Genomic DNA, 17,658 nt, shown 5'->3' on the forward strand with positions numbered 1-17,658 from the left:
CGGCAACGCTGTCTGGCCGGTACGGTCCGGAGCATGTCGCGCGCCTTCCGGAGCCTCACATGTCTGTAGACACAGCCCACGCCGTCGGAAGAAGAGTCGCCTACCAGCGTCGCATGGCCCGTCTTACCCAGGAGCAACTTGCAGCAGCTGCCGGTATTCATGTCGGATCACTGCGCAAGATCGAACGAGGCGCCCGGGGCGCCAGCGAGACGGTGCTCGATGCCTTGGCTGCCGCCCTCGGCGTTGATGTCCTGCGCTTGCACGGGAATCGAGAGCACGCTTCCAGCCGGGTACGTGACGAGATGCCGGCTCTGTCAGCGGTGTTGGCCGGCTTCGATTGGCCGGACGAAGGGCCCGTACGTCCCCTGCACCAATTGAGGAAAGGGACAGCGAACCTCGCCGAGTGGCGTCTCGGAGCCCAATACCTCCGGGTCGCACGTCAAGCACCCGGGCTACTGGCTGAATTGCTGCGCGCTTTGCACATCGCGCCCGGCAACGAAACGGCACAAATTACCCACCTGCTGGTGAGCGCTTGCCGTTCCGCGGATGCGGTTGCCTACAAGTACGGCGCCCCAGATCTTTCGGCGCGCATCATCGACATCATGCGGTGGGCAGCGCCACGTGCCGAGAACGCGTTGCTCGACGCCACCGTCGCGTACGTCCGAGCTGAGACGTTTTTCGCTGCTCAGGCCCATGCCGCAGGGCTTCGGATGTTGGAACGAGCACTCGACGAGTCCCCGGCTCCGCGAGACACGACGACACGAGCATCGCGGGGTGCCCTGCACATGCGTGCCGCCGTGATGGCAGGTCGCGACGGGAATTCATCTTCTGCGATCGATCACATGGAAAGGGCCAGCCTCCTGGCTCATCAGGTCGCGGAAGGTGTCTACCAGGGAACCGCCTTCGGCCCGGCCAGCCTCATCGTGCACAAGGTTTCGCTTTCAGTTTCCCTCGGTGGAGATCACGTCCCGCGAGCTCTGGAAATCTCCCGTAATTGGACACCACCAACGGATCTCCCGGCCGAACGTCGCAGTAGCTTCTACATCGAATTGGCTCGCGCTCAGCTCTGGGCAGGGCTTCCCGATCAGGCCTTCGACTCACTGAAGGCCGCCCGCCACATCGCCCCACAGCACACCCGGGAGCACCGATGGGTTCGTGAGGATGTCGGCACCCTGCGCCGGTTGAAGCGATCCGATGCCGAATCGCTGAGTGCCTTCGCTGAATGGTGCCGCGCCTCCGGCTGACCCTGCTAACCCTCGCTGGGTCAGTTCAGGGGGTGAACATGGACAACCATCTGCCGGACCAGATCAACGACGGATGGATCGGCAATGGAGCAGCACAACGCCTCCCTGTCCCCTGCAGGGGTATTCATCGTCGGGGCGAAGAGTTTCGCCTCACCCGATCGACAGGAATCTCGATGAGCCGCGCCGGAGGGCTCGCCGCCAACGGCTCACCATGCTGGCTTCCGACGGCACTCCAGGGTGCCCGGACGCTGCCCTGCGGCAGGTGGTTCGACGCCGTGCGGGTGCCGGAGAGGTTGGGGGCCCGGGCGGTCGCCGTGCTGGGGGCGGCGTCGCGGGGGGTGGTCGGGGACTTCGCCCGGGGGGTGGTGACCTGGCTGGTGTTTCCGGGGGTTGCCGACGGGTGGCGGCTCGCCGGTGTGGTGGTGCTGGGAAGCGGCCAGGTGGTGGAGGTGCCGCCCGCCGCGTGGGTGGCGGGGTCCGGGCACGGGTTGCGGTGGGTGGTACGGCCCCGTGGGGACGGGCTCACCGATGGCGAGACGCTGTACGGAGCACTGGTGGCGACCGGGGAGCCGTCGTGCGGGCTCGGGGCGCAGCGGTGTGAGCCCGTGGGTGGGCGGTTGGTGGTGGTCGCCGACATAGGGGGGAACCGGCTGGTGTACGCGTGCCCGCCGTGTGTGGAGCGGTACGGGCTGCTGCCCGCGGCACTGCATCCGGTGGGCGGGCGGCCGGGGATCCGGAGGGTTCCCCGGTGAACGGGGTGTGGGTGCGGGCGGTGGAGATCGGGGCGGACACGGTCATGGTCGGGGATGTCATCGCCGTGGGCGGGCGGCAGTTGATGGTGGCCGATCTGGTCTCCGTCCCGGGTGGGCGGCGGCTGCACTTCGCCAGTGGGGAGGTTCTGGTGCTGCATCAGCACTCGCGGTTGACGGCGACGCGGTCGGGTCCGTACCGGCGGACGAAGCGGTGAGCGTCCACGCCCGGCCCGTGCCGCCCCGGCGAGGTGGGGGCACCTCCCGGCCGGAGGCTGGGGGAGGTTCGGAGTGGGTGCTCGGGCGGTGCTGGTTGTGGTGCGGGAACCGGCACACCTGGGTGGTGTGGCTCGGGCCGGCCCGTACGTCCGGGTACCACGCGTCGTTCTACGCCTGCGAGCCGTGCGTCGACCGGCTGCATCACACGATCATCGACTACGCCGACGCCATGGTGGACGCTCCGGTGGACGGTGAGGGGATACGGGTGCCGTTGTACGTCGGGGCCGCCGATCCGGTGCGGCCCGCGCCGATCACGTATCGGCGCGGGCGGCACCGGCGGCCACGGACCGCCCTCGGCCGGTTGTGGGGGCGGGTCGTCAGCGGCCGGGAGGCTCAGCCGGTCAGGACGGAGACGGCTGCGAAGAGGTAGAGGCAGCCGCCCGCGGTGACCGCGCCGCCCGCGATGGCCGGGGTCCAGGCCGAGACGGTGGCGGCCAGCCGGGAGCCGCCCGCGCGGCCGGCCAGCAGCGTACGGCCGCGCACGGTCAGCACACCGACGCCCGTGAGGGTGACGGCCATGCCCACGCCGAAGGCCAGGACCAGGATGACGGCGTTGAGGGAGCGGCCGGTGAGCATGCCGCTGACCAGGACCAGGAAGGCCGAGGGGGACGGCAGCAGGCCACCGGAGATGGCGATGGCCGTCAGGCCGCGCCGGGACCAGGGCGAGGTCTCCGGGATGTCGTGGCTGTGGTCATGGCCGTGCGTGTGCGAATTGCCGTGCGCGTGGTCGTGGCTGTGGGAGTGCGCGTGGGTGTGGACGTGCCGGCGGCGTCGGGCGCGCAGGTGGCGGTGGAGCAGGTGGGTACCGACGCCGATCACCACCACCCCGGCGGCGACCTGGAGCCAGGCCGTGACGGTCTCGGTCGCGAACCCGGCCGCCCCGGACATCCCCACCCAGGCGCTGGCCAGCAGCAGCACGGACAGGGTGTGCATGAGCGCGACGATCACCCCCAGCCGCAGCGCGTCCCGGTACCGCCCGCGCACCCCCACCAGATAGGCGGCGGTGATGCTCTTGCCGTGCCCCGGGGCCACCGCGTGCGCGGCGCCGACGCCCAGGGCCACCAGCAGCGCGACCCAGAAGGCCGCCCGGCCGTCGAAGAGGGCGATCAGCTTGCCGTCCAGGCTGTTGAGGTCGTTCATGAGCGAGCCTTCCCGGCTGCCCGCCGCCGGCCGATCACGACCCAGGCCACGGCACCCGCCATGATGGCGGCGGCCGTTCCGGCGGCCACGGCGAGACCGGGGGTGGCCAGCATGCCCGCGTACCAGGAGAAGTTCATCCGCCGGGTGGTGTCCGTGGCGGTGAGCAGGGTGCTGCTCGGGTCGGCGGGGGTCTCGGCGGTGAGCATGGTGCGGTACGCCTCGTTGAGGTCGGAGAGCGCGCCGACCGTCACATCCACCTCCCGTACGTCGTCCGGGCAGCGGTAGGTGAGCCGGGCGCCCTCGGCCAGGAGGTCGTCCATCGAGGTCAGTTCGCCCTCGCAGCGGGTGCCGTCCTGGGTGATGTAGATCTGGTCGAGCAGGTACGTCCGTACGTCCTCGGAGCGTTGCAGCTTCTCCTCGCCGGTGAGCGTGGTGGAGACGGTTCCGGTGCCGGGGTCCTCCAGGGCGCCGAGTGCCTGGCCGAGCGCGACCCAGTCGTCCTCGGCGGCGCGCCAGGCGATGGAAACGGTCGCACCGTCCGCGCTGATGGTGGCGGTGGACGGTGGGCCGAAGGGGTGGGCGGCGGCGGGCGGGGCCGCCGGGCCGGCGGTGGCCCAGAGGATGGCCGCCGCCGCGGTGGCGGCCAGCGCGGGCAGCCGGGTGCGGTGGGTCACGGTCACGGTGTCGTCGGTCTCCCGGGATGGACGCGGTACGGGTCGCGGTGGCTGTCGTGCCCCCACGACCCGTACCGGCGGCGCTACTTGGTGATGGCGATCGACGGGCTGTCGATCTGCTGGTTCTCGCTGGTGAGGTAGACCTCGTAGGAGGTGTTCTTCTTCACCCAGCTCGGCAGCTTCAGGGAGTACGACAGGCGGCCGATCTCATCGGCCTTGACCGTGGTGATGACCCGCTCCTTGTCCTTGCCGTCCACCGTCCGCAGCCGGATCTCGACGCGCTCGTCCGGGTCGTAGCCGAACGCCGACACCTGGACCTTGTCGCCCTTGCGGGCGGTGGTGCGGTCGACGGTGACCTGCTCGCCGGTGGTGTTCTCCTCGGTGCGGATCTCGTTGACGGTGCGCTCGCCGTCCGCGTTCTTGCGGATGAGGAAGCCGTCGTTGTGCTCGCCGTTGGCGAACCGCGACTCGTACCGGATGGTGTCCCCGGTGACGTCGATCATCTGGTAGAGCTGCGCGTTCTCGCCCTGGCGTATGAGTTCGGCGCCGTTGTCGGTCCAGTTGGCGCCGTTGTTGAGGTCGTACATCTTGCCGCCGGAGACGGAGACCGCGTACGTGACGCCGTTGTGGACGGTGACCGAGTCGCGGTTGGCGACCTGGTTGCCGCGCCCGTAGGCGTGGTCGTGGCCCTGGAGCACCAGGTCCACGCCGTACTCCTCGAAGAGCGGGCCCCACTGGTTGCGCACGTTGACGTTGTTGCGGGTGCCGGTCATGGCGTAGACGGGGTGGTGGAAGGTGACCACCGTCCACTGGTTGGGGTTGTCGCTGAGCAGCCCCTCCAGCCACGCGGTCTGCGCGGCCATCAGCTCGGCGTTGCCCTGGAAGTTGGAGTCCAGGCCGATGAAGCGCACGCCCTGGTAGTCCACCGTGTAGACGGTCTGCTTGAGTTCCTCGTTGCCCGGGCCGTTGTCGGGGTAGGGGAACTGCGGGCGCCAGAAGGCGGACAGCTGGCCGCTGCTGTACTCGTGGTTGCCGGTGACGGAGAAGTTGTTGACCTGGCCGTCGATGAAACCGCCGGCCTGGTACCACTGCCCCCACTCCTCCTCCGAGTTGGGGGAGTTGATGAGGTCACCGGCGTTGACGATCATCTTCGCCTCGGGCCGGTCGGCGAACGCCTGGCGGAACACCCGGGGAACGGCCGAATCGATGTAGTTCTGGGCGTCGCCGTAGTAGATGAAGGAGAACGGCTCCAGGCCCTCGGCCGCGGTGGTGAAGTCGGTCCACTCGCTCCAGTTGACGCCGTCCCCGACCCGGTAGGTGTAGCGGGTGTCCGGCTCCAGGTCGGAGAAGGAGACGGTGTGGTACGTGGAGGCGTAGCCCAGGTTGGTGTTGACCGGGGTGGCGGGGCCGGCCTGCACCGTGGTGACCTCACCGGCGGCGGGCTTCACATCGCCCAGGCCGCGCGGGGCCTTGAGGATCTGGGCCTGGGACGAACCGGCCGGTGCCTCCGCCCGCCAGGTGACGTTCTGGCTGGTCGCCGGGGTGGTGGTGGGCGTCAGCATGACGCGGTCGGGCATCGGGGAGGGCTTGTGGGTCTCCGCCGCCGGGTGCGGCGTGGGGTCGGTCGGAGAGTCACCGAAGGCCAGCGGGCCGGCGAGCACGCCGCTGGCGAGCAGCGTGGCGCCGCCGAGCACGGCGACCTTGGTACGCGTGGACGCCATGGTCCAGCGTGCGGTGTTGACAGTCACGGAATGAGGAACCCTTCACGGGCGAGTTCGGTTTGTCCTCCTCGGGCCTGGTGCCCAAGGCGTGTGGATTCAGCCAGGATCAGCCGAACAATCCCCTGTTGCCGCCTTGCCACGGGGTGAACTCTGCGCCACCTCATGGGTGGTGGGGTTCCGGGCGCCGTGCGGCCTTTGACCGTTTGCCGTCCGTTCGCCGAAGTGTCCCCGGAACGGGATAGTTTCCGGCCGGTCGGACACGGACGAGGTACGAGGAGCGGGCGGATGGCAGCCAGACCCGGACGCGGGGCGGTCCCGGTGTTCTGCGGCGCGCTGGCGCTGGTGGCCGTGGCGCTGCTGCCCGCCGCCGACGCCGCCCCGGCCCCGGGGCCCGCCGCGCCGGACCGCAAGGGCGACACGTTCCTCACCGCCGAGAGCGGCGGCGTCCTCGCCATCGAGGGCGGCGAGTGCTTCACCGACCCCGCCCGCTCCCCGGCGGCGGGCGAGGTCATGGTGCGCTACGTGCCGTGCGACGAGGAGGGTGCCGCCAACCAGGTGTACGGCTTCGTGGCCGCCCCGGACGGCGCCTTCGACCGCGAGCGGGTGGCGGCGTTCGCCCGGGAGAGCTGCGGGCGCGGGTTCCGTACGTACTGGCCCGGGGAGGCGGCGGCCGGCCTGGACTTCTATCCCGTCCTGCCGACCGCCGCCACCTGGGACATCGGTGACCGGGACGTCATGTGCGTGGCGTACCGGCCGGGAAGCCTCCTCGCCGGCTCCCTGCTGCCCCTGGCCTGATGAGCCGGATGAGCCGGATGAGGGTCAGCGGTAGTCGGCCGCGTCCGGGTTCTTCCCCTCGGCCAGCGCCTTGAAGAAGGGCCAGGCGTCGGGCCGGGAGCCGTCGGTGTCGGTGACGCCGTACTCCCTGCCCAGGTCACCGCTGCTGAGGGACTTCCCGTTCCAGCGCGCCACCTCGGGGTCGGCCGCCAGGGCGGCGACGCCGCGGCCCAGGTAGACCGGGGACTCCGCGACGGCGAAGCCGGGGTCCTTCTCGATGCCCTCCCGCCAGTTCTCCTCACTCACCAGGAAGTGGGTGTCCAGCATGGTCTCCGAGCGCAGGAAACCCGGGGTGACGCAGACCGCCGTGCACTCCCGCTTCCTCAGTTCCTCGCCCAGGCCCAAGGCCATGCGGATCGGCGCGTACTTGGCGAGGTCGTAGAAGAAGCTCTGCCGGTACTCGCTGTTGCTCTCGGCCGTGCCGTCGGTGACCTCCACGAGCAGGCCGCCGGGGTTGCGGACCAGCAGCGGCAGCGCGTAGTGACTGGTGACGATGTGGGACTCGGCGCCGAGCCTGAGCATGCGCAGGCCGTCCTCCAGTTTCAGCTCCCACATCGGTTCGGAGGAGTGCACGCCGAAGAGGTGATCGCCGCCCCACAGGCTGTTGACCAGGATGTCCAGCCGTCCCCGCTCCCGGTCGATGCGCTCGGTGAGCGCAGCCACCTGCTCGGGTACGAGGTGGTCGGTGGGGACGGCGATGCCCGTACCGCCGCTGCCGCTGTCCGCGCCGGCCGCCGTGATGAGTTCCGCGGTCTCCTCGATGGTCTCCGTGGCCCGGCCGACCTCACTGACCGCGGCCCGGGTGGTGCGGCCGGTGGCGTAGACGGTGGCCCCCGCCCGGCCGAGTTCCACGGCCATCGCCCGGCCGGCGCCCCGGGTGGCTCCGGCGACCAGGGCGATCTTCCCGGCGAGGGGTGCGGTCTGTGTTTCCAGGTCTGACACGTGTGTCCTTCCGTTCCGTGCGTTGTGCTGCGCGTTGCTCGTTGTGTGCCGCGTACGCCGCCTCGCGTGCGTACGGAAGTCACCCTGACAGCGAAACCCGACATCCTCTGTCGTACTTTCCGGTGGTCTCGGGATGCGTGTCGCGACCGGGCGGCGGATCCTTGTCCCGTGATGGACGAAACGGATTTCTGGGAGATCGTCGACGCCGCCCGGGAAGGGGCGGAGGACGACCCGGTGGTGACCGCCGACCTCATCGTCGAACGCCTGAGCGACCTCGATCCGGAATCCGTCACCGACTTCGCCCGCCACTTCGAGGCCCGCTTCAACCGTTCCTACCGCTGGGACCTGTGGGGCGCCGCCTGGGTGATCCTGGACGGCGCCAGCGACGACTGCTTCGAGAACTTCCGCTGCTGGCTCATCGCCCAGGGCCGACACGTTTTCGAGGGCGCGCTGCACGACCCCGACGCCCTCGCCGAACTGCTCCCCGCCGACTTCGACCCCGAGCAGGACGGCGAGGCGGAGGAGGTCGGCTACGCGGCGTACGACGCCTACGAGCGGCTGACCGGCGTCGAACTGCCCGAACTCGGCTTCGAGGAACCGCCGGAGGAACCCGAGGGCTCACCGGTGGATTTCGAGGACTCCGGCGTACTGGCCACGGCCTACCCCCGATTGTGGGCCCGCTTCCGCGCTTAGCATGGCCGCCATGCCCAAGCGATCACAGCGACCCGCCGCCACCCCCCGCCCCCGTATCGCCGTCACCGGCTCCTCCGGTCTGATCGGCACCGCCCTCACCTCCGCCCTGCGCGCGGACGGCACCGACGTCGTACGGCTGGTGCGCCGCCCGCCCGGCGCGGCGGACGAGCGGTGGTGGGACCCCAGCGGCCGGCAGCAGGAGAGCACCGCCGCCTCCCTCGCCGGCTGCGAGGCCGTGGTGCACCTGGCCGGGGCCGGGGTCGGCGACCACCGCTGGACCGCCCGCTACAAGCAGGAGATCCGGGACAGCCGCGTCCTGGGCACCGCCGCGATCGCCGCCGCCATCGCCTCGCTGCCCGAGGCGGACCGGCCCCGGACGCTGGTGTGCGGCAGCGCGATCGGCTGGTACGGGGACACCGGCACCGACCCGGTGGACGAGGACGCACCGGCGGGCAGCGGCTTCCTGGCGGACGTCTGCCGCGAGTGGGAGGCGGCGGCCGTGCCGGCGGCCGAGGCCGGGGTCCGTACGGTGTACGCGCGCACCGGCCTGGTGGTGGCACGCTCGGGCGGGGCGTGGGGCAGGCTCTTCCCGCTGTTCCGGGCGGGTCTGGGCGGGCGGCTCGGGGACGGCAACCAGTTCTGGAGCGCGATCTCGCTGGCCGACCACATCGCGGCGCTGCGCTTCCTGCTGGCCGAGGAACCGGGCCTGTCCGGGCCGGTGAACCTGACCGGGCCGCACCCGGTCACCAACCGCGAGGCGACCCGGGTGATGGGCGAAGTGCTGCACCGGCCCACCGTGTTCACGGCTCCGGCGCCGCTGCTGCGGGTGGCGCTCGGCCAGTTCTCGGAGGATGTGCTGGGCAGTCAGCGGGTGCTGCCGCGCCGGCTGCTGGAGGCCGGCTTCACCTTCACGCACCCCACCGTGGAGGACGCGGTACGGGCCGCGCTCGCCACCGAAAGCTGAAGTTCCGGCGTTCGGCGGTGTACTGAGGCACATAGTGCGACCTGCGTGCGCCTGTGCCCGGTGCATGCGCTCTGCCGCATTCCGGCCCTCGTGAGAGGGTCAGCGTCGGTCCGGGCGGCGTTGCCCGGGCCGCGAATGGGCATCAGCCCCTGCGGGCGGGCCCACCCATGGCCCGTCCGGCAAGCGCCGACCGCCTCATGGGAGGGCCCGTGCTGAGCAGCCGAACGCAAGCAGTGGATTCCGACGTCGTCGTCATCGGGGCAGGTACGGCGGGTCTCGCCGCCGCCCGCAGAGTGCGGGACGCCGGGCTGACGGTGACGGTCCTGGAGGCGGCCGACCGGGTCGGGGGCCGGATGGCCACCGCCGGCCGGGACGGCTTCCTCCTCGACCGGGGCAGCCGGCTGACGGCCCCGGGACTGCCGGAGGAGGCGGTGTGCCGGCTGACGGGGGGCGCACTGCTGCACGGGGCGCGGGGTGATGTGCACCGGGTGGGTGAGGCGCAGGGCGGCGGCGCCACCACGACGGCGGCGGACATGGCCGCCGACGACGGCCGCGCGCCGGAGAGCCGTTCGCTCATCACGGCGTTCGACCATTCGTGGCTGCGGGCCAACCTCGCCCGGCTCGGGCAGCTTTCCGACGAGCGGCTGGCGGCTCGGCCGGAGCTGCCGGCGGCGGACGCGCTGGCCGCGCGGGGCATACCGGCGCGGATTGCAGAAAGCTTTCTGCGTCCGCTGCTCTCGGCTCTGCTCCACGATCCGCAGCTCGCCACCTCCAGCCGGCTGAGCGACCTCACGCTGCGGTCCTTCGCCCGCGAGGGCCTGGCACTGGCGGCCGGCGGCTCCGGCGCCCTCGCGCGCGGCCTGGCGGACGGGCTGCCGGAGGAGGCCGTCCGCACCGGGGTGCGCGTCACCGCCGTGTCCACCTCCCGGGTGGAGACGGAACGGCACGGGACCGTACGCTGCCGGGCCGTCGTCCTGGCCACCGGTGCGCGGGAGGCCGCGCGGCTGCTGCCGGGACTGCGGGTGCCGCGGTTCCGGCCGGTGACGGTGCTGCACCACGCCGTCCCGGGCCCTGGGCCGCAGACCGGCCCGGCGCTGCTCGTCGACGCGGTGCCGGGGCGCGGGCCCCTCAGCTACTCGCTGGTCGCCTCGGCGGCCGACCCCTCCAGGGCCCCGGAGGGCGCGGCGCTGGTCACCTCGGTGGTGCTGGGGCACGCGGCGGGCGAACCGGCCGAGATCCTGGACAAGGCGGCCCGCCCCCAGCTGACGGCGCTGTACGGGGCCCCGGCCCATGAGTGGCGGCTGCTGGCCGCGCACCACGATCCGCAGGCCGTACCGCTGAACCCGCCCCCGTACGCGGGACCGCGCCGCACCCGGCTGCTGGACGGCCTGTACATCTGCGGCGACCACCGCGGGGCGGACGATCTGGACACGGCGCGGACGGCGGTCACCGCCCTGCTGGAGGACTTCGGGCGTCCGGTGCTGAGCGAGCCGAACACCAGCGCCGCGGCCTGACACCGGGGACGCGGCCCGAACACCGGGGACGCAGGGCGCGGCGGGCCGGGACGGATCCGCCACCGTCGCCCCCGCACGCACGCCGGTGTTCCGGGTCGCGCCGGGTGGTTCCGGCCCCGTGCAGGGGTCGGAACCACCCGGCGCGCGCCCGTTGTGCCCGCGCGCCCCCGGACCGGGCCGCCCGCACCGTCCGCCTCAGGTCAGGGCGGCCACCTTCTCCCGGTAGCCCCGCACCGCCAGGGAGTCGCGGTACGGGTCCAGGCGCCGTTCGAAGTCCTGGAGGTACTCGTGGGCCCGCGCCGAGCGCATGTCGCTCGCCTGCTGGGCCGCCTCCACCGCCAGGGCGCACGCGTGGTCCACGTCGCCCAGGCCCAGTTTCGCCGTGGCCAGCACCACCCGGCAGAACAGCCGGCTGCGCGCGTAGCCGTTGGCCCGCAGTTGCAGGGACCGTTCCGCGTAGCGCGCCGAGGTCCGGTACTGCTGGAGGTCGCGGTGACTGTGCGCGAACTCGTCCGCCAGCTGCGCCTCGTCGAAGAACCGCGCCCAGGTGGGCACCTCCTCCCCCGGCCTGGCCGCTTCCAGGGCGCGCTCCGCCCTGGCGAGCGCCGCCGAGCAGGCGCGCACCTCCCCCAGCAGTCCGTGTCCGCGCGCCTCGACCGCGTGCAGCAGCGCCTGGACGGCCGGCGCCACGGAGCTGGCCATGCCCTGCTGGGCGACCCGCGCCAGTTGCACCGCCTCCCGCCCGTGCCCCAGGTAGACGGCCTGCCGGCTCATCGACACCAGGACATAGCTGCCGTACGAGCGGTCCCCGGCGGCCTGGGCCAGCCGCAGCGCCTGGACGAAGTACCGCTGGGCGAGGCCGTGGGCGGCGATGTCGTACGCCGTCCAGCCGGCCAGCCGGGTCAGGTCGGCGGCGGCGGAGAACAGCCGGCGGCCGGTCTGCTCCCCGTAGGTGCCGCGCAGCATCGGTTCCAGCTCGTGTTCCAGGTACCGCACCAGTGCCTGCCGGGCGTGGCCGCCGCCGTAGGCGTTGTCGAGCGCGCGGAACAGCTCGGCGACCGACCGCAGGGCCGCGATGTCGCCGCCGGTGACGCGCTGCCCGGGGCCGCGTTCGACGCGGTCGGCGCCGCCCCCGGCCCCGGCACGGTTCGCCGCGACGGCGGTGGCGGAGCGGTGCCGGGTCTGTTCGGGCACCCGGGGGTGCGCGGTGAGCCCGGCCAGGCTGGGCAGTCCGGTGATGCCGCCCACCGGGTCCGGCGGGTCGCCGCGCGCCACCCGGTCGTCCGGGCGCCCGATGAGCCAGTCGCGGCTGGGCACCACGAGCCCCGCCGGGGTGAAGGCGATCTTGCGCAGCTCGGCGTAGCTGCCGGAGTCCTTGCGCCACAGGCCCGCGACGATGTCGACGGCCTCGGCCGGGGTCGCGGCGAACTCCAGCCCCGCGTACACCGGCGCGCAGGCCTCCAGACCGAGGTCCTGGGCGGAGAGCCGGCGGCCGAGGCGGCGGGTGAAGACCTCGGCGATCAGCGCGGGCGTGGTGCCGCGCGGTCGCTGGCCGCGCAGCCAGCGGGTGACGGACGTCTTGTCGTACCGCAGATCAAGCCCGTGTTCGAGGCCGAGCTGGTCGACCCGGCGGGCGAGACCGGCGTGCGAGAAGCCGGCTTCGGCGATCAGGGCGGCCAGTTGCCGGTTGGGGGTGCGCTGCCCGGAGGGAGGCGGGGCCGGCGGCGGCGTGCTGCCGGGCGCGACGGCCCGTGGGGCGTGCGCGGGTGGGGGTACGGAGGGGGTCCCTCCGGGTCGTTCCGTGGACATCGGCGATGCGGTCTCCTGCCTTACGGCTGTGCGGCTGGAACGGCGTGAATGTAACGGTCTCTCCCCACGTGATCGGCCCGTCTGCGGAGGATTCATCCATATGTGTGAGGACCGGGGCACACGCTTACCTGTCGGAGCACGGCCGTACAGTGGTTCGGGACGCTGCGCGCGTCGTGGTTCTGCACCGGGAGAGTGAGCGGCAGTGAGTGAGCTGCGCTTTGTCCATCTGGGCTTCGGGGACGAAGCCGTCGAGTATCACGCGGCCTGGCAGGAGCAGCGGCGGGTGCACACCGCGCGCTTCGCCGACGAGGTTCCCGACACCTGTCTGCTGCTGGAGCACCAGTCGGTGTACACGGCGGGGCGGCGTACCGAGGACAGTGAACGGCCGCTGGACGGCACGCCGGTCATCGACATCGACCGGGGCGGGAAGATCACCTGGCACGGCCCGGGGCAGCTGGTGGGGTATCCGATCCTGAAGCTGCCGCGCCCGGTGGACGTGATCGCGCACGTGCGGCGGCTGGAGGAGGCGGTGATCCGTACCTGTGCGGAGTTCGGCCTGGAGACCACGCGGGTGGAGGGCCGCAGCGGGGTGTGGGTCCTGGGGGAGTCGGTGCCCGCGCCGGCGTCCGTGACCGGGGGGCTCAGGCTGGACTTCGATCCGCGGCTGAACGACGAGGAGTTCGATCCCCGGCTGGCCGGCCCCCAGTACGCGCCGTCGAACGCGGGGCAGCGCGGCGAGGACCGCAAGCTGTGCGCGATCGGCATCCGGGTGGCCAAGGGCGTCACGATGCACGGCTTCTCGCTGAACTGCGACCCGGACAACACCTCGTACGACCGGATCGTGCCGTGCGGCATCCGGGACGCTGGTGTGACGTCGCTCTCCCAGGAGCTGGGGCGGCGGGTGCCGGTGGCGGAGGTGCTGCCCGTGGTGGAGAAGCATCTGCGGGCGGTTCTGGAGGACGCGGTCCCCCTCCCCCGCGCGGTCTGACCTCATAAGCACAGGCGTACGCTGAGATACGCCGATGAATCAAAAGTGGTAGGGAGGCGGACGTGTCCGCTGTCGCGCCCGACGGTCGTAAGATGCTGCGCCTTGAGGTCCGGAACAGCCAGACCCCGATCGAACGCAAGCCCGAGTGGATCAAGACCAAGGCCACGATGGGTCCTGAGTACAAGGACCTGCTGGGTCTGGTGAAGCGGGAGGGGCTGCACACGGTCTGCCAGGAGGCGGGCTGTCCCAACATCTTCGAATGCTGGGAGGACCGTGAGGCGACCTTCCTGATCGGCGGGGAGCAGTGCACCCGGCGCTGCGACTTCTGCCAGATCGACACCGGCAAGCCGGCCGAGTTCGACCGGGACGAGCCGCGCCGGGTGGCCGAGTCCGTCCGGCAGATGGAGCTGAAGTACGCCACCATCACCGGGGTCGCCCGTGACGACCTGGAGGACGGCGGGGCCTGGCTGTACGCGGAGACGGTGCGGCAGATCCACGCGCTGCTCCCCGGTACCGGGGTGGAGCTGCTGATCCCGGACTTCAACGCGGTGCCCGAGCAGCTGGCCGAGGTGTTCTCCTCGCGGCCCGAGGTGCTGGCGCACAACGTCGAGACGGTGCCGAGGATCTTCAAGCGGATCCGGCCCGGTTTCCGTTACGAGCGGTCACTGGAAGTGATCACGCGGGCGCGCGAGGCGGGTCTGGTCACCAAGTCCAACCTGATCCTGGGCCTGGGCGAGACCCGCGAGGAGATCAGCGACGCGCTGCGCCAGATGCACGACGCGGGCACCGAGCTGGTCACGATCACCCAGTACCTGCGGCCCACGCCGCGGCACCACCCCGTGGAGCGCTGGGTGAAGCCGGCGGAGTTCGTGGAGCTCCAGCAGGAGGCCGAGGAGATCGGCTACGCGGGGGTCATGTCCGGCCCGCTGGTGCGTTCGTCGTACCGGGCGGGGCGGCTGTACCGGCAGGCGCTGGAGCGGCGCGAGGCGGGGTCCCCGGCGGCCTGAGCCGCCCTGGGCGCCGGTGTCGGCGGGACGGCCGTAAACTTGCCGTCATGGCGCGGAAGGACAAGGAACAAGATTCCGAGAACCCAGGGCGGCTCAAGCAGATCGCTCTGACGTACAAGATGACCAAGCGGGTCGATCGGTGGATCGGCCTGGTCATCTCTGCAGTCGGCCTGGGCACCTTCGGTGTGATCCTTGGCATCGGCTTTCTGATCGGTCACCCGATCTATCTGGGCATCCTGGGCTTCCTGGTCGCTTTGCTGACCACGGCCATCGTCTTCGGGCGGCGGGCTGAACGGGCGGCTTTCAGCCAGATGGAGGGGCAGCCGGGAGCGGCCGCCGCCGTGCTGGAGAACCTGCGGCGCGGCTTCGTGTTCACCCCGGCGGTGGCGATCAACCGCAACCAGGACGTGGTGCACCGGGCGGTCGGCAAGTGCGGCGTGGTGCTGGTCGGCGAGGGCAACCCGAACCGGGTGAAGACGCTCATGGCCGCCGAGAAGCGCCGGATGAACCGGGTGGTCTCGGAGGTGCCGGTGCACGACGTGCTCGTCGGCACCGGTGAGGACCAGGTGCCGCTGAAGAAGCTGCGGAGCAAGGTCATGAAGTTCCCGCGGGTGCTGCCGGGCCACCGGGTCACCGAGGTGAACGACCGGCTGCGCGCGATGGGCGACCTGATGAGCAACATGCCGCTGCCGAAGGGCCCGATGCCCAAGGGCATGAAGCTGCCGAAGGGCGGCCCGCAGCAGCGCAGGGGGCGCTGAGCGAACCCGTCACGGATGACGGGGTGGACACGTCACGGGGAAGGGCCCGGCGGAATCGACCGCCGGGCCCTTCTGCTGTGTCGTCCTCCGGTGCCGCGCTGCCGTCCCGTAGCCCGGCACCGCGGTCGCCCGCCGGCGTCGGCGCCCGGTGGGCTCAGACGCGGAGCTGTACGGCCTCGGTGAGCCGGTCGTGCAGGCCGCGGCTGTCGCGGTCCCAGATCAGGGCCGGGATGGCGAGCGCGAGCAGGACCGTACGGGCGGCGGCGCGCGGGAAGCTCAGCCGTTCCCCGCTGAGGTGGACGACGCGCAGGCCCAGCAGCCGCTTGCCCGGGGTGGAGCCCAGGGTGCCGACGGTGAGGATGCCGGTGACGGTGAAGACCAGCAGGGTCCAGTTGCCCAGGGAGCTCGGGCCGTCGGCGAGCAGACCGTATGCGATCAGGGCGCACAGCGCCCAGTCGACACAGATGGCCGCCACCCTCCGGCCGAGGGAGGCGATGGAGCCCGGCCCGTGCTCGGGGAGGCCGAAGCGCTCGCCCCGGTAGCCGAAGTCGACCCCCATGCTCTCGGCGGTGGCCCGGGGGCCGGAGAGCCAGGATCCGATGACCTGTCGATTGTCGAGCTCTTTGTCCGCCTCTTTGTCCACCCGTCCACGGTAGCGCGGCCCGCCCGGCGGCTTCCGGGCGGCTCCCGCCGCGGGCGCCCTCCGGCCAGTCGCCGGAGGTTGCTCCGGTTGGCTGGTTAACATCGGCGAAACACGAGGGTCATGCCCGAGAAATGGCCGGTTCTTAGGGTCGGCCCCGGCAGGTCCGTGCCCCGGGCCCGCACCCGAGCTGCGCATTCCCCGCCCGCAGGGTGGGCAAGGAGGACGATCGGATGTTCCAGAACGCCGACGAGATCAAGAAGTACATTGCGGATAACGACGTCAAATTCATCGACGTCCGCTTCTGCGATCTGCCGGGCATCATGCAGCACGTCACGCTCCCGGTCCAGGCTTTCGACCCGGATGAGCAGCTGATGTTCGACGGCTCGTCGATCCGCGGCTTCCAGGCCATCCACGAGTCCGACATGGCGCTCGTCCCTGACCTCTCCACCGCGCGTCTCGACCCGTTCCGCAAGGACAAGACGGTCAACATCAACTTCTTCATCCAGGACCCGATCACGGGCGAGGCGTACAGCCGCGACCCGCGCAACGTGGCGAAGAAGGCCGAGGCCTACCTGGCTTCCTCCGGCATCGCCGACACCGCGTACTTCGGGCCCGAGGCGGAGTTCTACGTCTTCGACGACGTGCGCTTCGAGACCAAGTCGAACGCCGGCTACTACTACATCGACTCCGAGGCGGGCGCCTGGAACACCGGCGCCATCGAGGAGGGCGGCAACCGCGGCTACAAGGTCCGCTACAAGGGCGGCTACTTCCCCGCCCCGCCGGTCGACCACTTCGCCGACCTGCGCGCGGAGATCACCCTGGAGCTGATCAACGCCGGTCTCGAGGTCGAGCGCCAGCACCACGAGGTGGGCACCGCCGGCCAGGCGGAGATCAACTACAAGTACAACACCCTGCTGGCCGCCGCCGACGACCTGATGCTGTTCAAGTACATCGTCAAGAACGTCGCCTGGCGCAACGGCAAGACCGCGACCTTCATGCCCAAGCCGATCTTCGGTGACAACGGCTCCGGCATGCACGTCCACCAGTCGCTGTGGACGGGCGGCTCCCCGCTCTTCTACGACGAGCAGGGGTACGCGGGCCTGTCCGACATGGCCCGCTACTACATCGGCGGCATCCTCAAGCACGCCCCGTCGCTGCTGGCGTTCACCAACCCGACGCTGAACTCGTACCACCGTCTGGTGCCGGGCTTCGAGGCCCCCGTCAACATGGTGTACTCGCAGCGCAACCGCTCGGCCGCGATGCGCATCCCGATCACGGGCTCCAACCCGAAGGCCAAGCGCGTGGAGTTCCGCGCCCCGGACCCGTCCTCCAACCCGTACCTGGCCTTCTCCGCCCTGCTGCTGGCGGGCCTGGACGGCGTCAAGAACAAGATCGAGCCGCCGGAGCCGGTCGACAAGGACCTGTACGAGCTGGCCCCCGAGGAGCACGCGGAGCTGGCCCAGGTCCCGACCTCCCTGCCGGCCGTGCTGGAGGCCCTGGAGGAGGACAACGACTACCTGCTGGCGGGTGGCGTCTTCACCTCCGACCTGATCGAGACCTGGGTGGACTTCAAGCGCGAGAAGGAAATCGCGCCGATGGCCCAGCGCCCGCACCCGCACGAGTTCGAGCTGTACTTCGACGTGTAAGCGGATCGGCACCGCGCGCAGGCGCGGAACGCACCGGCGGGCAGTCCCTGATG

At 71.4% G+C, this 17,658-nt stretch carries 18 protein-coding genes; 12 read left to right on the forward strand and 6 right to left on the reverse strand.

The window, feature by feature from the left end:
* The first annotated feature begins 113 nt into the window (after positions 1-113).
* The 4 genes from ACTFAP_RS29810 (at position 114) to ACTFAP_RS29825 (ending at position 2,642) form a co-directional block, all read left to right on the forward strand.
* Entirely contained in the window at positions 114-1,244 is a 1,131-nt protein-coding gene (locus ACTFAP_RS29810) for a helix-turn-helix domain-containing protein (RefSeq protein ID WP_500469956.1), read from the forward strand.
* A 173-nt stretch (positions 1,245-1,417) separates the two neighbouring features.
* A complete protein-coding gene (locus ACTFAP_RS29815) occupies positions 1,418-1,996 on the forward strand; it encodes a hypothetical protein (RefSeq protein WP_500468377.1) in 579 nt (192 codons plus the stop codon).
* Positions 1,993-2,211, forward strand: a complete 219-nt coding sequence (locus ACTFAP_RS29820; protein ID WP_500468378.1) for a hypothetical protein — start codon at positions 1,993-1,995, stop codon at positions 2,209-2,211. The genes ACTFAP_RS29815 and ACTFAP_RS29820 overlap by 4 nt, the downstream gene beginning before the upstream one ends.
* Positions 2,212-2,288: 77 nt before the next feature.
* Entirely contained in the window at positions 2,289-2,642 is a 354-nt protein-coding gene (locus ACTFAP_RS29825; RefSeq protein WP_500468379.1) for a hypothetical protein, read from the forward strand.
* Here ACTFAP_RS29825 and ACTFAP_RS29830 read toward each other — a convergent pair.
* From ACTFAP_RS29830 to ACTFAP_RS29840, 3 genes are all read right to left on the reverse strand, one after another.
* On the reverse strand, positions 2,606-3,412 hold the full coding sequence (locus tag ACTFAP_RS29830; protein ID WP_500468380.1) for a nickel/cobalt transporter: 807 nt from the start codon (positions 3,410-3,412) through the stop codon (positions 2,606-2,608). The genes ACTFAP_RS29825 and ACTFAP_RS29830 overlap by 37 nt on opposite strands.
* Complete coding sequence (locus ACTFAP_RS29835; RefSeq protein ID WP_500468381.1) at positions 3,409-4,092, reverse strand: hypothetical protein; 684 nt, start codon at positions 4,090-4,092, stop codon at positions 3,409-3,411. Before ACTFAP_RS29835 ends, ACTFAP_RS29830 begins: the two co-directional genes overlap by 4 nt.
* A gap of 77 nt (positions 4,093-4,169) precedes the next feature.
* Positions 4,170-5,834, reverse strand: a complete 1,665-nt coding sequence (locus ACTFAP_RS29840) for a purple acid phosphatase family protein (protein ID WP_500468382.1) — start codon at positions 5,832-5,834, stop codon at positions 4,170-4,172.
* 258 nt (positions 5,835-6,092) lie between these two features.
* On the opposite strand from ACTFAP_RS29840, the gene ACTFAP_RS29845 reads away from it, so the two are divergent.
* Positions 6,093-6,602 carry a hypothetical protein gene (locus ACTFAP_RS29845; protein WP_500468383.1) on the forward strand — a complete coding sequence of 170 codons (510 nt, stop codon included), beginning with the start codon at positions 6,093-6,095 and terminating at the stop codon, positions 6,600-6,602.
* Positions 6,603-6,626: 24 nt separating this feature from the next.
* Here ACTFAP_RS29845 and ACTFAP_RS29850 read toward each other — a convergent pair whose 3' ends face one another.
* Complete coding sequence (locus ACTFAP_RS29850) at positions 6,627-7,583, reverse strand: SDR family oxidoreductase (RefSeq protein ID WP_495683689.1); 957 nt, start codon at positions 7,581-7,583, stop codon at positions 6,627-6,629.
* A gap of 171 nt (positions 7,584-7,754) precedes the next feature.
* Between ACTFAP_RS29850 and ACTFAP_RS29855 the strand changes: the two genes are divergently transcribed.
* From ACTFAP_RS29855 to ACTFAP_RS29865, 3 genes are all read left to right on the forward strand, one after another.
* Complete coding sequence (locus ACTFAP_RS29855) at positions 7,755-8,276, forward strand: DUF4240 domain-containing protein (protein ID WP_390117036.1); 522 nt, start codon at positions 7,755-7,757, stop codon at positions 8,274-8,276.
* A 1-nt stretch (position 8,277) separates the two neighbouring features.
* Positions 8,278-9,240 carry a TIGR01777 family oxidoreductase gene (locus ACTFAP_RS29860; RefSeq protein ID WP_400009290.1) on the forward strand — a complete coding sequence of 321 codons (963 nt, stop codon included), beginning with the start codon at positions 8,278-8,280 and terminating at the stop codon, positions 9,238-9,240.
* A 209-nt stretch (positions 9,241-9,449) separates the two neighbouring features.
* Entirely contained in the window at positions 9,450-10,754 is a 1,305-nt protein-coding gene (locus ACTFAP_RS29865) for an FAD-dependent oxidoreductase (RefSeq protein WP_500468384.1), read from the forward strand.
* Positions 10,755-10,949: 195 nt separating this feature from the next.
* On the opposite strand, the gene ACTFAP_RS29870 is transcribed toward ACTFAP_RS29865, so the two are convergent.
* On the reverse strand, positions 10,950-12,563 hold the full coding sequence (locus tag ACTFAP_RS29870) for an NsdA family TPR-like regulatory protein (RefSeq protein ID WP_495683692.1): 1,614 nt from the start codon (positions 12,561-12,563) through the stop codon (positions 10,950-10,952).
* 202 nt (positions 12,564-12,765) lie between these two features.
* Here ACTFAP_RS29870 and lipB point away from each other — a divergent pair, with 202 nt between their 5' ends.
* The 3 genes from lipB (at position 12,766) to ACTFAP_RS29885 (ending at position 15,316) form a co-directional block, all read left to right on the forward strand.
* Positions 12,766-13,551: a lipoyl(octanoyl) transferase LipB gene (gene lipB / locus ACTFAP_RS29875; RefSeq protein WP_495683693.1), complete on the forward strand. Its 786-nt coding sequence runs from the start codon at positions 12,766-12,768 to the stop codon at positions 13,549-13,551.
* A gap of 62 nt (positions 13,552-13,613) precedes the next feature.
* Positions 13,614-14,558 carry a lipoyl synthase gene (gene lipA / locus ACTFAP_RS29880; RefSeq protein ID WP_390116963.1) on the forward strand — a complete coding sequence of 315 codons (945 nt, stop codon included), beginning with the start codon at positions 13,614-13,616 and terminating at the stop codon, positions 14,556-14,558.
* A gap of 47 nt (positions 14,559-14,605) precedes the next feature.
* The gene (locus ACTFAP_RS29885) at positions 14,606-15,316 is read left to right on the forward strand and encodes a DUF4191 domain-containing protein (RefSeq protein ID WP_386538085.1); all 711 of its coding nucleotides are present in this window, start codon (positions 14,606-14,608) and stop codon (positions 15,314-15,316) included.
* A gap of 154 nt (positions 15,317-15,470) precedes the next feature.
* Here the strand turns inward: ACTFAP_RS29885 and ACTFAP_RS29890 are convergent, their stop codons facing one another.
* Positions 15,471-15,875, reverse strand: coding sequence for an RDD family protein (locus ACTFAP_RS29890; RefSeq protein ID WP_390117032.1), 405 nt, complete (start codon positions 15,873-15,875; stop codon positions 15,471-15,473).
* Between the two features lie 314 nt (positions 15,876-16,189).
* Between ACTFAP_RS29890 and glnA the strand changes: the two genes are divergently transcribed.
* Complete coding sequence (gene glnA / locus ACTFAP_RS29895) at positions 16,190-17,605, forward strand: type I glutamate--ammonia ligase (RefSeq protein ID WP_453856018.1); 1,416 nt, start codon at positions 16,190-16,192, stop codon at positions 17,603-17,605.
* The last annotated feature ends 53 nt before the right edge of the window (positions 17,606-17,658 follow it).

The organism is Streptomyces sp. PH9007, from assembly GCF_059813725.1.

What these genes read in the sequence shown, in the direction of transcription:
- ACTFAP_RS29885 (WP_386538085.1), top strand. Translation starts at nt 14,606, where the DNA reads ATGGCGCGGAAGGACAAGGAACAAGATTCCGAGAACCCAGGGCGGCTC.
- ACTFAP_RS29815 (WP_500468377.1), top strand. Translation starts at nt 1,418, where the DNA reads ATGAGCCGCGCCGGAGGGCTCGCCGCCAACGGCTCACCATGCTGGCTT.
- ACTFAP_RS29860 (WP_400009290.1), top strand. Translation starts at nt 8,278, where the DNA reads ATGGCCGCCATGCCCAAGCGATCACAGCGACCCGCCGCCACCCCCCGC.
- ACTFAP_RS29890 (WP_390117032.1), bottom strand. Translation starts at nt 15,875, where the DNA reads ATGGGGGTCGACTTCGGCTACCGGGGCGAGCGCTTCGGCCTCCCCGAG.
- ACTFAP_RS29810 (WP_500469956.1), top strand. Translation starts at nt 114, where the DNA reads ATGGCCCGTCTTACCCAGGAGCAACTTGCAGCAGCTGCCGGTATTCAT.
- glnA (WP_453856018.1), top strand. Translation starts at nt 16,190, where the DNA reads ATGTTCCAGAACGCCGACGAGATCAAGAAGTACATTGCGGATAACGAC.
- ACTFAP_RS29830 (WP_500468380.1), bottom strand. Translation starts at nt 3,412, where the DNA reads ATGAACGACCTCAACAGCCTGGACGGCAAGCTGATCGCCCTCTTCGAC.
- ACTFAP_RS29855 (WP_390117036.1), top strand. Translation starts at nt 7,755, where the DNA reads ATGGACGAAACGGATTTCTGGGAGATCGTCGACGCCGCCCGGGAAGGG.
- ACTFAP_RS29845 (WP_500468383.1), top strand. Translation starts at nt 6,093, where the DNA reads ATGGCAGCCAGACCCGGACGCGGGGCGGTCCCGGTGTTCTGCGGCGCG.
- ACTFAP_RS29870 (WP_495683692.1), bottom strand. Translation starts at nt 12,563, where the DNA reads ATGTCCACGGAACGACCCGGAGGGACCCCCTCCGTACCCCCACCCGCG.